Raw genomic sequence first — 14,058 nt, forward strand, 5'->3', positions numbered from 1 at the left:
GCCGGACCCCGTTCCCAGGGATTCCTTTGGATCAGAAGATCCGTGGAAAACCTTGACTACTTGGTGCCGATGGACGGGCCGCGGCCGCCGAGCTCCTTGGCGATGGCCGGCGTCCACAGGTTGGCCGCGTAGCTGTAGACGGCAGCGGTCTCGCCGTCGAAGTACGGGCTGGAGTTGTGGTCGTAACGGCCGTTGCCGTCGGTGTCCCAGGCGAGGCTGTTGACACCGTTGATGTAGCCGACCCGCTTCTTCTGGTCGTAGTTCATCAGCCAGGGGCCACCGGACGCGCCGCCGGTCATCGGGCACTTGATCCCGATGTGCTCCTGAACGTTGAACTTCGCCGCCGCCGGCATCGCCTTGGAGGTGCCGTAGCAGTACTTCATCGTGCGGCCCGAGAACGGCGTGTCGCCGTCCGGGTGCGCACCCTGCGGGTAGCCGAAGGTGAAGTAGGTGCGCTTGGCCGGCTGGTTCCAGGCGAGGCCCGAGCCACCGACGTTGTCACCCAGGCGACCGAGGTCGGCCAGGTAGATGCCGGCCTCGTAGAGGGCCTTCTTGTCGGCCGGCAGCTTCTCCCACTCGGAGGCGGGGATGCCGGACACGCCACCCGGCGACTCGTCGGTCTTGAGGATGTACCCGTGCACCGGGACGGTGCCGTTGTACACGTTGACGAACGCGTAGTCGCGGTCGTAGTCCTCGAAGACGTCGTAGTCGGGGTGCATGTTGAGCATGCGGCCGACGTAGAAGCCGAAGGGGGCCTTGCCCTTGCCGTCCTCGAACCAGTCCTCGATCTTGGTGGCGTCCCACGAGGAGGGGACGAACATCCAGAAGTCGGCCGCGGCGTTCTCGTCCGTGTCGTACGCGCAGTGACCGGCCGTGGCGACCAGGTTGCGGTACTTGGACTGCACCGAGGAGGCCGAGCACCAGTAGGGCTGGCCCTTGATCTCGAAGTAGACCTTGCCCACGGAGTAAGGCAGGTTCACGTGCTTGGCCGCGGCCGACGGCTTGCTGTTCTCGCCGCCGATCGGGGGGACGCTGCCGCCGCCACCCGGCGTGCCGGTGATCTTACCGGTCTTGCCGAACTGGCCCTTCTTCAGCTCAGCGTCGTTGTCGAAGTACTTCGCGTTGACAAGGTTCGCGCCCTTGTTCGCGGTCCACCAGTTGACGACCTTGGCGGCGTCAGTGCTGCTGGCCGCCATGGGGAGGGCGTCGGCCTTGCCCTTCGGCAGCGGCGCCGCAGACGCGGTGCCGGCCATGGTGGCGCCAATCATGGCGGAGACGGCGACCGCCCCGCCCAGGGGGAGCACCAGGCGCCTTGCTCGGGAGTTCATGTAGCTCCTTGCGCTGTCGTGAGACGTCACTTACGTCCCATGCGTCAGTAAAGGGATGACCAGGAACGTACATGGTGGATCTTGGTCCATGTAGGGCAGATCCACTTGAATCCCGAAAGTTCGCCAGCCTGATACCGGGCCGTTACAAGGGTTTCCGAAGCGAACTTGTGTGACCAAGGGGGCATCTGTGGGCACATCCCCGCAGGTCAAGGATGATCTACCCGTGGTCGCCGGCACCCCCCGAGCGGCGTCGGACAGCACAGAACGTGACAGTTCAAACGTGACCTACGTCACACTGCCCTCAGGAGCCCTTCGGGTCCCTCAGATCCTTGGACGGGAGCACCCGTCCCTCCCGTTCCATCCGGTTTCAGATTTTTTCCACCAACTTCGCCCGAGCCGGCCGCCCACTCGGCTACCCTCCTGGCCGCCCGCGCGACAGCCGTACATATATAGGGACAAGCCCCTATATATAGGGACACACAGACAGGGCCCGGCACGAAGCCGGGCCCTGTCTTCCTGAGGTGTTCCCCCTGGTGTCCCCTGGTGTCCCCTGCGGGGCGCGCCCGCGGGGTCCGGGGAGGAGCGTCTACTTGGGGCGCTTCCGGGTGGCCGTCTTGTAGACGGCGTGGGTCTCGCCGTTGAAGTACGACGTGGAGGCGCGGTCGTAGCGGCCGTTCCCGTCGGTGTCCCAGGCGAGGCTCACGACGCCGTTGAGGTATCCGCGGCCGGTGGCGTTGCGGTAGCCGGCGAGGAGGGGGCCGCCGCTGCCGCCCGCGGTGAACGCGCACCGCAGGCCGATGTGGCGCTCGACCTTGAACTTCTTCACCTTGGGCATCGCGGCCGTGGTGCCGTAGCACCACTTGACGGTGTGGCCGGAGTACGGCCGGTCGCCGTCGGGGTGCGGCCCGGCGGGGTAACCGAAGGCGAAGACCGTGACCTTCGCGCTCCTGTTCCAGGTGAGGCCCTGGGCGCCGACCACGTCGCCGAGGCGGCGGTGCCTGGTCGCGGTGAGGTCGCGGGTGACGTTGACGAACGCGTAGTCGTAGTCGTAGTCCGACCGCTTCACGTAGTCGTCGTCGGCGTTGAAGCGCGCGGCCGCGTAGACGCCGTACGGGGCCTTGTCCTGGCGGTACCCGGGGACGAAGATCCAGTCCTCGGCCCAGCGCCTGGTGTCGGTGTCGTAGACGCAGTGGCCGGCGGTCGCCACCAGCGAGCGGTCCGGGGCGTTCACCGAGCTCGCGGAGCACCAGTACAGCCGCGGATCGCCGGCGAACCTGAAGAAGACCTTGCCGGTCGTGCGGGGCGGGCTCACGTCCTTGCCCTTGCCGGGCGAGGAGGGCCCGCCCGGCGGCACCGAGCCGGGCGGGCCGTCGGGGGCGACCGCCCGCGCGGGCGCGGGCCGCGCGCCGTCCGCCGCCGCCCCGGCGCTCAGGGTCTCGGTGCGGCTCTGGGCCGCGCGCATCCGTGCGGCGGTCCAGAACGCGCGGGCCTTCTCCGCGTCGCCCGCCGCCCGGACCTGGACCTCGTCCGCGGCCACGGCGTGAGCCGCGCCGGTGAGGGGTGCGCCGGCCAGGCCGGACGCGGCGAACGCGCCCGCGAGGGGGATGGCCAGGCGTCGTGCTCGGGTACCCATGCGGTTCCCTTCTCTGCCGTCGTGAGACGCCTCTCGCGCCCCATTCGCCCGTGAAGAAATGATGAGAACCGTACTGAATGGATCTTGCCGGAGATGGGGGAAATCTTGGGATAAGCCGAAAATGCATCCCCTCGGTATGAGTTCGTTATTCGGAGACCCGCCGCACTTGATCGCGTATTTCGACATCCGCCCAGGTAGAGGCACGACAGCCGATCGCGGAATCAGACGTGGAGCGGAATTCACCGGCAATGGCCGCGCGCGGGAATCATTCCGTCATTGCTCTACACCCTTAACGGCCGTCCACTCTTCTCGCATTCACCCTTTCCCATCACACCCTTCCCGTACGGCACAGCGGTGCGCGGCGGAAGCCCAGGTCAACCGAATGGCGTTCGGTTAGCATGGCGGCACAGGCCCCCGACCGGAGGTGTTCGCGTGCCGATCGATCCACGTACGCCGGTTCTCGTCGGCGTCGCCCAGCACACCGTCCGCGACCGGCCCGGCCCGGAACCGCTCGACCTGTGGGAGCGGGTCGCGCGGGAGGCCGCCGAGGACGCGGGCGCGCCCGGGCTGCTCGGGCGGCTGGGCTCGGTGCAGGTCGTCTACACCGAGTCCTGGCAGTACGACGACCCGTGCGGGCGGCTGGCCGAGCGGATCGGGGCGCCGCCCGGGCACCGGCGCTACTCCACCGTCAGCGGCACCGCCCCCCACGTGCTCATCGGCGACGCCGCCGCCCGGATCGCCGCCGGGGAACTGGACGCGGCCCTCGTCACCGGGGCCGAGGCGCTCGCCACCCGCCGCGAGCTGCGCCGGGCCGGAGAGCACGCCCGGTGGAGTCACGCGGCCGACCCCAAGCCGCCGTACGGCTGGGAGCGGCCCCCGGCCGAGACCGAGCTCGCCCACGGGCTGATCCTGCCGGTGCACACGTACGCGATGCTCGACACCGCCCGCCGGGCCAGGACCGGGGAGACCCTGGATCGGGAGCGCGCGGACCGGGGCGCGCTGATGGCGGGCATGACGCGGGTCGCCGCGGCCAACCCGCACGCCTGGTTCCCGCACGAGCGCACGCCGGAGGAGCTGGTGACGCCGTCGCCGGAGAACCGGATCGTGGGCTGGCCGTACACCAAGCGCACGGTGGCGGTCATGGAGGTGGACATGGCCGCGGCGGTGATCCTGGTGAGCGCCGGGCTGGCCGACGCCCTCGGGATCGCCGAGGACAGGCGCGTCCACCTGCGCGGCTGGGCCTACGCCGAGGACACCTGGGAGGTCGCCGCCCGTCCCGTGCCGGGCTCGTCCCCGGCGATGCGGGCGGCGGCGCGGGCCGCGTTCGCGCGATCGGGCGTCGGGCCGGAGGACCTGACGGCGCTGGACCTCTACAGTTGCTTCGCCGTGGCGGTGCGGTTCGCGTGCGAGGCGACCGGCCTGTCCCCCGCGGACCCGCGCGGCGTCACCGTCACCGGCGGCCTGCCGTACGCCGGGGGGCCGGGGAGCGCGTACGTCCTCCACTCGACCGCGGCGATGGCCGGGCGGTTGCGGGCGGCCGGGGGGCACGGGCTGGTCACCGGGGTCGGGATGCACATGACCAAGCACGCCTACGCCGTCTGGTCCACCGAGCCCGGCGGTTCCGGGGAGTACTCCGCCGAGCCCGTCCACCGCGCCGAGCCCGTGCCGATCCGCGACGTGTACGAGGGACCGGCCGGGGTGGTCGCGTACACCGTGGCGCACGGCCGCGACGGGGCCCCCGAGGTGGGGCTGCTGGCGGTGGAACTGCCAGGCGGGGACCGCGCGTACGCCCACGTGCGCGACGCGGACCTGATCGCCGACGCGGAGTCCCGCGAGCTGGTCGGCCAGAAGGTACGGCTCGCGCCCGACGGGGCGGTCAACGTCGCGACCTGGTGACCGGCGCGGCGGTCAGCGCAGGGGGACGACGCCGGAGATCGTGGTGCCCCGGCCGGGGGCGGTGCCGACGCGGAGATCGCCGCCCAGGGCAGCGGCGTGGGCCTTCATGCGGGCCAGGCCGCGTCCCCCGGTGCGGTGCTCGGGCGCGAACCCGCGGCCGTCGTCGCGGACGGTGAAGCTGAGAGCGGTGTCGCCCGAGGTCACCGCGACGGAGACGGTCCGCGCCCCGCTGTGCGCCTCGACGTTGGCCACGGCCTCGGCGATGATCGCGTAGACGGCCTTGGCCCGGGCGGCGGGCACGTCCCGGGTGGGCAGGGCCCAGATCTCCAGGCCGACGCCGGTGCGCCCGGACCAGGCGGTGAGGTGCTCGCGCAGGGTCCGGCCCAGGTCGCGGCCGTCGAAGACATGAAGCTGATCAAGCATCTCGCGCGCCAGGGGCCGCTCGCATGTTCCCCTCCCGATGTCACCCGCGCCGGCCCGTCCGCACCCGTCCGGGCCCTCCCCTCCCGGGCGGATCACCGTGACCGCCGCGATCCTGGATTGAAGGATAGAGCGCCCCGCACCGCTCCGCGCGCCGCCCCGGCGCGGCGTGCCCGGCCCGCGCGGGCAGGGCCGGGGAGAGGAGGGCGCGGACTCGGCGGCCGGGGCCGCGCGAGCCGTACGGGATGGGGCCCGGCGCCGGCCGTGCGGGATCGGGACGCGGCGGGCGCGGGACGGCGCGGGCCGGGGGCGGGCGGGGAGCCCTGGGAGGACCGGGAGAGATCGGCGGCCCCGACGGGGTGGGGGCCCGTCGGGGCCGCGTCGACCGCCCGCGCGGCGCCTGAAGGCCTGGCGAGGGACGGATTCCTTCAGGCTGTCTGCCGCTCCGGGCTGGGTGCGGGCTGCTCCTCCGGGTAGGACGCAGCCCTCTCTTGGGGTTTGTCGTGGGAGTGCCGACGGGCGATCAGCCGCGCCGCGCCCACGGGGTCGTCGAGGGGGTGGGTGGCCGGGACGCCGTCCTCACGCCAGTGGAACGCTCCATTCCTGCACCAGACCGTGATTTCCTCGCAAACGGACAGAACGCTCATACCTCTGCCGTCGCTCTGGTAGGTGTGTGTGAATCCGTGCCGGTGCAACGCGTAGCGGAGGAGCCTCGTGGCTTCGCCTGGATCGCGTGAGGCCAGGTATGGAGCTCGCACCGCCGACACCGTTGGGCCTTTCATTGGATTTGTACCAACATTTGGATGATGCGCCCGGGCGGGCGGGCGGTCAAGGGCTTGACTGAGATTGTTCTGTTTGTTCTAACCGTGGGATCCCTTAGATTCGTAGGTACAAAAGGGCAGGGAGAGGGACGGAGTGGCACGCTCGACGCTGTATGAGCAATTGGCCTCGGAGTTGCGCCAGGCTATATACAGCGGTGAGCTCGGTCCGGGCGCCCAGCTCCCCACCGAATCCGACCTGATGTACACCCACAAGGTCAGCCGCAACACCGTCCGGCTCGCCCTCCGCGAGCTGGAGACCGAGGGGCTCGTCAGCCGGGCCCCCCGCCGGGGCACGATCGTGCGCGACCGACGGCCACTGCGCATGCGCCCCCAGGACGAGCTCGCCGGGCTCGCGCCCGGAGCGCCGCGGCGCGAGGCGTTCCTCACGGCGGTCGAGGGCGAGGGCCGCAGGCTCAGCCAGCAGATCGAGGTCCACATCGTCGTGCCCCCCGAGGAGGTGGCGAGCCGGCTCCGCCTCAACGAGGGGGACTCGGCGATGGTACGGCGGCGCCTGCGGCTCGTGGACGGGCAGCCCTACAACACCGCGGACTCCTATTTCCCGCTCGACATCGTCCGCGACTCGGCGATCGCGCACCCTCCGGACATCATGCAGGGCGCCAACCGGGTGCTGGAGGCGCTCGGTCACCCCCAGAAGAGGTTCGTCGACGACATCTGGGCCCGCATGCCGACCCCCGAGGAGAGCCAGCGGCTCCAGTTGGAGCCGGGGACCCCTGTCGTCGTATTCGTCCGCACGGGGTACGACCCACACGACGTGCCCGTCCGCGTCGCTGTGTCGGTTCTGCCCGCCGACAAACACACCATCAGGTACGAGCTGGAACGTTGAGTGTGTTCACTCTTCGCCGGGCGAACCCCGGCGATCTCTCAAGCGTGCTCGCACTCCTGGCCGACGCGGCGGCCTGGCTCCACAGCCAGGGCATCGACCAGTGGCCGCGGGACGGCTTCCCCGCGTCCCGGATCACGCCGCTCATCGCGGAGGGCGTGTTCTTCGTGCTGCTCTCGGACGACCTGACCGGCCCCGCCGCGACCGTGGCGCTGGACGGGTACGCCGACCCGGAGTTCTGGCACCCCGGCGACCTGCCGGAGAACGCCCTCTACGTGCACAAGCTCGCGGTCAACCGGGCCTGCTCCGGCCTTGGGATCGGGGAGGCGCTGCTCGACTGGGCCGGCGGGCGCGTCCTGATGTCCGGCCGCCGCTGGCTCCGGCTGGACTGCTCCAAGAAGAACAAGCGCCTGCAGCGGTACTACCTCAAGCTCCAGTTCCGCCACGTCCGCACGGTGGACCTGCCGCACCGGGCCTCCGGCGCGCTGTTCCAGCGGTCGGGCACCGTACGGCTCAACCCCGAGGGCCTCTACATCCTGGACGAGACCCGCGAGGCCCCGGTCCCCGCCTGACCCTTAGGGTCGAGGCATGGATCACGTGTTGTTCGAGGTAATCGCGCTCGACGCCCGCGACGCCGCCGCCGCGCAGGCCGGCGGGGCGGACCGCCTGGAAGTGGTGTCCGACATGTCGGCCGGCGGCCTGACGCCGAGCGTGGCGACGGTCAAGGCGATCAAGGCGGAGTGCTCGCTCCCCCTCCGCGTGATGCTCCGCTCCAACGCCGGGTTCACCGCATCGAGCGACGAGCTCTCGGCGCTGTCGGACCAGGCGGGCGAGCTGCGGGCGGCCGGCGCCGACGCCTTCGTCTTCGGTTTCCTCGACGACGCGGGCATGGTGGACGTCTCCGCCACCCTCGCCCTGGCCCAGGCGGTGGCCCCGCTCCCGTGGACCTTCCACCGCGCGGTCGACAACGCGTCCCGCCCCGAGGCGGCCTGGCGCGTGGTCCGGGAGTTCCCCGGCCTGGACACCGTCCTCACCTCGGGCTCCCCCCGGGGCGTGGCCGACGGCCTGGACGTCCTGCGCTCGCGCGCGGCCGACGCGGGCCTGATCCTCGCGGGCGGCGGACTCTCCCGCGATCACGTGGCCCCGCTCAAGTCGTACGGCGTCCGCGCCTTCCACGTCGGGTCCCCGGTGCGCTCCTCCTGGTCCGCCCCGGTGGACGAGGCGCTGGTGAGGGAGTGGCGCGACCTCCTCGACACCGCCTGACCCCGGAACCCGCGGCCCTCCCCCGGGCCCGCCGTCAGCCGGGAAGGGCGGCGGCGGCCCGGCGGAGGTGGGCGGCCAGGGTCTTGACGGTGGCGGGCTCGTCCATGACGCCGGTGTCCGTGGCCTGCCGTTCCCGCCAGGCCCGGACCCGTTCGGCGTAGGCGTCGAAGCCGGCCAGGTGGAAGGCGTAGGCGGTGGTGAAGCGGCTGACCAGGTGGGAGGGGTGCATGTCCCAGCCCTGGTAGAAGCCGTGGGAGAGGCTGTGCCTGACGTGGGCGGCGTGGGCGCGCCAGACGGCCGGGACGTCGGCGTCCGTCACGGGGGCGATGTTGCTGGAGCCGTCGGACAGCTCCACCCCGGTGCCGGCGAAGGCCACCTGCATCACATGGCGGGCGAAGTCGCAGGCGGGGTGGTCCAGGCGCTGCTCGTGGGGGGCCAGGCCGCAGGCGGCGGTGTAGTCGAAGACGCCGAAGTGGGCCGCGGCCACGCGCCCGTCGCACTCCGGCGCGCCCTGGAGGAGGAAGAGCACGGTCTGCGGGGCCTCGACCTGGATCTCGAAGCGCAGCGTGCGCGGGGGCAGGGAGAGGCCCATCTCCAGATCGGCCAGGATCTCGGCGAACGCGTCGAGGTACTCCCGCATCATCACCTTGGGGAAGGTCACCACGAAGCCCGGCGGGAGCTGACCGGCGCGGGCGACGATCTCGGTGAGGAACCCGTCCAGGGTGCGCACGCCGCGATCCCAGGCGCCGTCGGCGAAGGACTTGATCCGCAGGCCCCAGCGCCTGGGGAGGGTCCCGGCCTCGCGCATGCGGACGACGGCCCCGGCCGCCGACAGCACGTGGGCGTCCTCCTCGGCGTCCGGGCGCGTGCCGTACCCGTCCTCGAAGTCCACGCGCAGGTCCTCGACCGGCTCGGCGCGCAGCTTGGCCTCGACCTTGGCGCGTACGGCGTCCGCCAGCCCGGGGGCGACGTCGCAGGCGGCCGCGGCGTCGTGGGCCCGGAACAGGCGCAGCGCCTCGACGCCCAGGTCGCGGACGGTGTGCTCGGTGAGTCGGTCCGCCGGGACGTACACGGTGTGGACGGGCTGCCGGCCCTCGGGAGGGCCAGGGAAGCGCCGCCGTTGTTCCCGATGGGCGGCTTCGACGGCGGCGAGTGCGGGGGTGGCGAGCGTGCGCTTCACGGTGCGCAGCCTAGACCTGGCGCCGATCACCGGTCGAACCCGCACCTTCGCGCACGTTTCCGTCACCGGCTTGTCACCCGCCGTCGTAGACGTCGGGGGCGGCGGCGGTGAGATTCGACGGGCGCACCCGAGACGGAGACCGCCCATGGAGCCGACCCACGCCCTGCCCGCCCACGCCCTGCCCGACCTGCACACGCTGACCGACCTGCCCGCGCTGCCGGCCCTGCCCGCGCTGCTCGCACTGCTGGCGAACCTCGCCTACAACGCCGCCTTCGTCGTCTTCAAGCTGGCCGCCGACCGGATGCCGCCGCTGCGCGGCACCCGCGTGGTCCATCTCGCCCGGACGATCCTGACCAGCCCGGCCTGGCTCGGCGGCCTGGCCGTGCTCCTCGGCGGGGTCGCGCTCCAGATCGCCGCGCTGACCCGGCTCCCGCTCGGCGTCGCGCAGCCGATCCTGGCCGCCAGCCTCCTCATCCTCGTGCCGCTGGCCGTGTGGGTGCTGGGCGAGCGCCTGACCCGCCGCGACCTGACCGCGCTGGCGCTGATCGGCCTGGCCATGACGCTGCTGGCGTTCTCCGGCACCGGCGGGGAGCGCGCCGGGGCGGCCGGGGACCCCTCGCTGCTGCTGGCCGTGGCGGTGCCGTCGGTCGCCGCCGCCCTCCTGATCTTCCTCACCGGCGATCTCAGCGAGCGCGGCAGGCACGCGCGCCCGCTGGCCGGGCTGGCGTACGGCGTGGCGGTGGGCGTGCTGTTCGGCGTCTCCGAGCTGGGGATCAAGGGCCTGGCGGTGCTCGCGGGCTCGGGCGGGCTCGGCGTCGCCGCGCTGGCCACGCCGTACCCCTATGTCATGGTCGTGGTCGCGGCGATCGCGCTGGGCGGCCTGCAGATCGCCCTCCAGCGCTGCCGTATCTCGGTCGTCGTGCCGATCAAGAACGTCGCCGCGCACAGTTACCTGGTCACCGTGGGGCCGCTGGTGTACGGCGAGCGCTGGCCGGACGAGGCGCAGCCGCTGGCCCTGCGGGTGGGCGGGCTCGTGCTGGCGGTGGCGGCGCTCGCGGTCTTCACCCGCCTCGAACCCCGGGCCGGGGACCACCGGGCCGGCGCGGAACCGGCCGCGAAGGACGCCGTGACCTGCCCGTGCCACCAGAGCGTCCCCGGCCGCGCGTGACCGGGCGGCCGTCCGCCGGGCCCGCCCTCATCCCCGGGAGCGCAGTTCCTCCACCAGGTGGCGGACGGCCTCCGCCCAGTCCCCCACCACGCCCACGTCCGCCACGTCGAAGACCTCGGCGGCCGGGTCGGCGTTCACCGCGATCACGAACCGGGCGCCCCGGATCCCCGCCACGTGGTTGAACCGCCCCGAGGAGCCCAGCACCAGGTACAGGTCCGGCGACACCGCCCGGCCGGTGATGCCGATCTGCCGGGACCTGGGCAGCCACCCCTTGTCCGTGACCTTGCGCGTGCCCGCCAGCTCCGCGCCGAGCAGGTCCAGCAGCGGGGTCAGCTCGCCGTACCGCGCCGGGTCCACGCCCTGCCCGACGCCCACGACCGCCCGCGCCATCGCCAGCCTGCCCGGGTCGTCCTCGCAGATCCGCCGCTCCACGGTCACCCGGGGCCGGGCCTTCACCCGGTGGACACGGCGCTCCGCCCGCCCTCCCGCGCGGGGTCCGGCGGGCCGCAGCACGCCGGGCCGCACGGTGGCCATCTGCACCGGCGAGTCCGCGGTCACGGCCGCCACCAGGCCGCCCCCGAACGCCGGCTTCCAGCAGACCAGCCGCCCGTCGCGCCGGTCCAGCTCGATCGCGTCCCCGGTCAGCCCCGCGCCGAGCCGTACGGCGGCGCGCGCCGCCACCTCGCGCCCCCAGGAGGTGGCCGGCACGAGGACCGCCCACGGCGCGGCCTGCCGGGCCCACGCGGTCACGCCGTCCACGACGTCCTCCGGGGTCGGCGCGGGCCGCAGCTCCACCACCTCGCCCGCGCCCCAGGCCCAGGCCGCCTCGGCGTCCGTCTCCTCCGCGGTGATCAGCACCGCCCGGCCGAGCGCCGCCGCGCCCCCGAGCAGTTCCCGCGTCAGCCGTTCCCGCCCCGGCTCGGCCACCACCGCCACGACCGGCTCCGCGCCGGCCGCCTCCTCCGCGCCACCGGCCTCCGCGCTCCCCGCGGGCGGGAGCCCGAGCCCGAGATCGCCGCCCGTGTCCAGCGCCACGGCCGGTACGGCGGGGCGGCGGCCGTTGAGCGCGCCGCTCTCGGTGAGCAGGGCGACGGCCGTGCGGACCTGGTCGCGGACGGGGCCGGTCAGGCGCAGGCGGCGGCGGGGCACGTCGAGCAGCCGGATCTCGCCCACGCGCGTCGGGCTGCCCGCCTGCCCCCACGGGCCGGGCCCGAGGTCGGCCGCGCTCAGCCGGGTGATCCGGTCCCCGGCCACCGCGCGGCGCTCGGGCGGGACCTTGCACGGGTCGCAGAGGCGTTCGGCCGCGCTGATCACCGCCGGGAGGGCCACGCGGGCGTGAAGGTATCCGTCGTCGCGCTCGCAGCGGGCGCTCAGCCGTACGCCGTCCACGGCCAGCTCGCGCACGCCGGACAGGAACGGCAGGCCCAGCAGCTCGGCGAGCTGGGGCCCGACCTGCCCGGTGTCGGCGTCCACGGAGTTCAGCCCGGCGATCACCAGGTCGAACGGGCCGGCGCGGCGCAGCGCGGCGGCGAGCGCGCGGGCGGTGGCCAGGGTGTCGGAGCCGGCGAACGCGGGGTCGGTGATCAGCACGCCCGCGTCCGCGCCCCAGGCGACGGCCTCGCGCAGCACCTCCTCCGCCTCGGGCGGGCCCAGCGTGAACACCGTGCACCGGCCGCCGCTCCCGCGCGCCAGCTCGGCGCCCTTGGCCACGGCGCGGCGGCAGTAGGGGTTCATCTCCAGCGGCAGGCCCGCGCGCAACAGCCGCCCGTCGGGCCCGAGCCGCAGTTCCTCGAACCTGGGCACCTGCTTGACCAGGACCGCGATCCTCATGCGGGGACCCAGTTCACCAGCGTGAGGTCGTCCCCCACGTCGTCGAACCGCGCCCGCACCGGCAGATCGGCGGAAGGGGTCCCGGTGAACCCGCCGTGCATCAGGCAGTCCTCGGCGTCGTCCAGGCGCACCAGCACGACCGTGTACGGCACGGCGCCCGCGAACGCCGGCGCGAAGACCTGGTGGGTGACCACCCAGCTCACGACGCGGCCGGTGCCGGCGGCGGGACGCCAGCTCCAGGCGAAGGAGCGGCAGCGGTGGCAGACCGCCCGGGCGGGGAAGCGCGGCGTGCCGCAGTCGTCGCAGACCTGCACGGTCAGCTCGTGCCTGCGCACGGCCTCCCACCAGGCGGCGGAGTCCCGGTCGGGCACGGGGCGCATCGGCTCGGTCACCGGTCGGCCCGCAGGATGAGGGCGGAGGTCGCGGGCAGGATGTAGCCGGGCTGGGCGGTGGACAGGGCGACCTCCGCGCCCGGCACCTGGCGGTCGCCCGCCTGGCCCCGGAGCTGTGAGACCGCCTCCGCGATGTGGTTGATTCCGTGCACGTATCCCTCCGAGAGGAACCCGCCGTGGGTGTTCACAGGCAGGTCGCCGTCCAGCGAGGTGTGCCCGTCCGCGACGAACGGGCCCCCCTCCCCCTTCCCGCAGAAGCCGTAGTCCTCCAGTTGCACGATCACGGAGTAGGTGAAGCAGTCGTAGATCTGCGCCACGTCGATGTCGCGCGGCCGCACCCCCGCCATGGCGTACAGGCGGGGGGCCAGTTCGGCGGCGGCGGTCACCGTCACGTCGGCGCGGCCGCCGGAGAGGAACGAGTCGCCGCCGCCCCAGGCCGCGGCGGAGATCGTGACGGCGGGCTGCCGCAGGTCGCGGGCGCGTTCGGCGGTGGTGACCACGAGGGCGCAGGCGCCGTCGGTCTCCAGGCAGCAGTCCAGCAGGCGGAACGGCTCGGCGATCCACCGTGAGGAGAGGTAGTCGTCCAGGGTGATCGGGTCGCGCATGAGGGCCCGCGGGTTCTTGACCGCGTTGGCCCGCTGGGTCACCGCCAGCCGCCCGAAGTGCTCCTCCTTCGTGCCGTACTTCAGCATGTGCGCGCGGGCGTACATGGCGTACTGCTGCGGGGGCGCGAAGAAGCCGTACGGCGCCTGGTACTGCACCTCGGGGCTGACCGGCACCGCCCGCCCGGTCCCGCCCATGCGGAACTCCGACCGCGCGTTGATCGCCCGGTAGCAGACCACGGTCCTGGCGATGCCGCTCGCGACCGCCAGCGCCGCCTGCCCCACCACGCTGTGCGAGACGCTGCCGCCGCCGAACTGGTCGAGGTACCAGCTCGGCTCGCGGATGCCCAGCGCCGAGGCGACCAGCCACGGCGCGGCCGAGTCCCCCACGCGGTGCGTGGCCAGCCCGTCCACGTCGTCCGGCCCCAGGCCCGCGTCCTCCAGGGCGGCGAGCACGGCCCGCGCCGCGAGCGTGAGCGTGCTGACCCCGGAGTTCTTGGAGAACGGCGTGTAGCCGACGCCGGCGACGGCCGTCCGGTCGCGGAATCCGGGGGCGCTCACGGGAGCCGCCGGAGATACTTGAACAAGCGCTTGGGCACAATCCGAGGCTAGGTAGCGCCCCGGAGGCTGTCAACGCGCGGGCCATGCCGCGATGACCATCGCGCTTGACACCCGTGCGGGCAC

Annotated in this window: 12 protein-coding genes; 5 read left to right on the plus strand and 7 right to left on the minus strand. The window is 73.3% G+C overall.

Translation table 11 applies throughout. From position 1 onward, the window contains the following. Positions 1 to 56: 56 nt before the first annotated feature. Both D5H75_RS26820 and D5H75_RS26825 read right to left on the minus strand, forming a co-directional pair. Positions 57 to 1,328 carry a trypsin-like serine peptidase gene (locus D5H75_RS26820; protein WP_119929320.1) on the minus strand — a complete coding sequence of 424 codons (1,272 nt, stop codon included), beginning with the start codon at positions 1,326 to 1,328 and terminating at the stop codon, positions 57 to 59. Positions 1,329 to 1,914: 586 nt separating this feature from the next. Beyond that, the gene (locus D5H75_RS26825) at positions 1,915 to 2,961 is read right to left on the minus strand and encodes a trypsin-like serine peptidase (protein ID WP_119929321.1); all 1,047 of its coding nucleotides are present in this window, start codon (positions 2,959 to 2,961) and stop codon (positions 1,915 to 1,917) included. A gap of 432 nt (positions 2,962 to 3,393) precedes the next feature. Between D5H75_RS26825 and D5H75_RS26830 the strand changes: the two genes are divergently transcribed. Further along, positions 3,394 to 4,857, plus strand: a complete 1,464-nt coding sequence (locus tag D5H75_RS26830; RefSeq protein WP_119929322.1) for an acetyl-CoA acetyltransferase — start codon at positions 3,394 to 3,396, stop codon at positions 4,855 to 4,857. A 12-nt stretch (positions 4,858 to 4,869) separates the two neighbouring features. Here D5H75_RS26830 and D5H75_RS26835 read toward each other — a convergent pair whose 3' ends face one another. Next, positions 4,870 to 5,280, minus strand: coding sequence for a sensor histidine kinase (locus tag D5H75_RS26835; protein ID WP_119929323.1), 411 nt, complete (start codon positions 5,278 to 5,280; stop codon positions 4,870 to 4,872). A gap of 912 nt (positions 5,281 to 6,192) precedes the next feature. Here D5H75_RS26835 and D5H75_RS26845 point away from each other — a divergent pair. Genes D5H75_RS26845 through D5H75_RS26855 form a run of 3 tightly spaced genes read left to right on the plus strand, consistent with a single transcriptional unit; the run spans position 6,193 to position 8,202 of the window. Then, positions 6,193 to 6,942, plus strand: coding sequence for a GntR family transcriptional regulator (locus tag D5H75_RS26845; RefSeq protein WP_119929325.1), 750 nt, complete (start codon positions 6,193 to 6,195; stop codon positions 6,940 to 6,942). Positions 6,943 to 6,986: 44 nt separating this feature from the next. Next, positions 6,987 to 7,511, plus strand: coding sequence for a GNAT family N-acetyltransferase (locus D5H75_RS26850; protein ID WP_202638539.1), 525 nt, complete (start codon positions 6,987 to 6,989; stop codon positions 7,509 to 7,511). A gap of 16 nt (positions 7,512 to 7,527) precedes the next feature. After that, positions 7,528 to 8,202 carry a copper homeostasis protein CutC gene (locus tag D5H75_RS26855; RefSeq protein ID WP_119929326.1) on the plus strand — a complete coding sequence of 225 codons (675 nt, stop codon included), beginning with the start codon at positions 7,528 to 7,530 and terminating at the stop codon, positions 8,200 to 8,202. A 34-nt stretch (positions 8,203 to 8,236) separates the two neighbouring features. On the opposite strand, the gene D5H75_RS26860 is transcribed toward D5H75_RS26855, so the two are convergent. After that, positions 8,237 to 9,382, minus strand: coding sequence for a DUF6986 family protein (locus tag D5H75_RS26860; protein WP_242454538.1), 1,146 nt, complete (start codon positions 9,380 to 9,382; stop codon positions 8,237 to 8,239). Between the two features lie 145 nt (positions 9,383 to 9,527). Here D5H75_RS26860 and D5H75_RS26865 point away from each other — a divergent pair, with 145 nt between their 5' ends. Next, the gene (locus D5H75_RS26865) at positions 9,528 to 10,550 is read left to right on the plus strand and encodes a DMT family transporter (RefSeq protein WP_119929327.1); all 1,023 of its coding nucleotides are present in this window, start codon (positions 9,528 to 9,530) and stop codon (positions 10,548 to 10,550) included. A gap of 27 nt (positions 10,551 to 10,577) precedes the next feature. On the opposite strand, the gene D5H75_RS26870 is transcribed toward D5H75_RS26865, so the two are convergent. The 3 genes from D5H75_RS26870 to D5H75_RS26880 are packed head-to-tail and all read right to left on the minus strand — an operon-like array spanning position 10,578 to position 13,935. Continuing rightward, positions 10,578 to 12,380: an FAD-binding protein gene (locus D5H75_RS26870; protein WP_119929328.1), complete on the minus strand. Its 1,803-nt coding sequence runs from the start codon at positions 12,378 to 12,380 to the stop codon at positions 10,578 to 10,580. Further along, the gene (locus D5H75_RS26875) at positions 12,377 to 12,772 is read right to left on the minus strand and encodes a Zn-ribbon domain-containing OB-fold protein (RefSeq protein ID WP_242454539.1); all 396 of its coding nucleotides are present in this window, start codon (positions 12,770 to 12,772) and stop codon (positions 12,377 to 12,379) included. Before D5H75_RS26875 ends, D5H75_RS26870 begins: the two co-directional genes overlap by 4 nt. Continuing rightward, positions 12,769 to 13,935: a thiolase C-terminal domain-containing protein gene (locus tag D5H75_RS26880; RefSeq protein ID WP_119929329.1), complete on the minus strand. Its 1,167-nt coding sequence runs from the start codon at positions 13,933 to 13,935 to the stop codon at positions 12,769 to 12,771. Before D5H75_RS26880 ends, D5H75_RS26875 begins: the two co-directional genes overlap by 4 nt. Positions 13,936 to 14,058 lie beyond the last annotated feature (123 nt).

Origin of the sequence: Bailinhaonella thermotolerans (assembly GCF_003594875.1) — a bacterium.
Lineage (GTDB): Bacteria > Actinomycetota > Actinomycetes > Streptosporangiales > Streptosporangiaceae > Bailinhaonella > Bailinhaonella thermotolerans.

Coding starts and splice junctions, on each gene's coding strand:
- D5H75_RS26820 (WP_119929320.1), bottom strand. CDS start 1,328: ATGAACTCCCGAGCAAGGCGCCTGGTGCTCCCCCTGGGCGGGGCGGTC.
- D5H75_RS26825 (WP_119929321.1), bottom strand. CDS start 2,961: ATGGGTACCCGAGCACGACGCCTGGCCATCCCCCTCGCGGGCGCGTTC.
- D5H75_RS26835 (WP_119929323.1), bottom strand. CDS start 5,280: ATGCTTGATCAGCTTCATGTCTTCGACGGCCGCGACCTGGGCCGGACC.
- D5H75_RS26855 (WP_119929326.1), top strand. CDS start 7,528: ATGGATCACGTGTTGTTCGAGGTAATCGCGCTCGACGCCCGCGACGCC.
- D5H75_RS26865 (WP_119929327.1), top strand. CDS start 9,528: ATGGAGCCGACCCACGCCCTGCCCGCCCACGCCCTGCCCGACCTGCAC.
- D5H75_RS26870 (WP_119929328.1), bottom strand. CDS start 12,380: ATGAGGATCGCGGTCCTGGTCAAGCAGGTGCCCAGGTTCGAGGAACTG.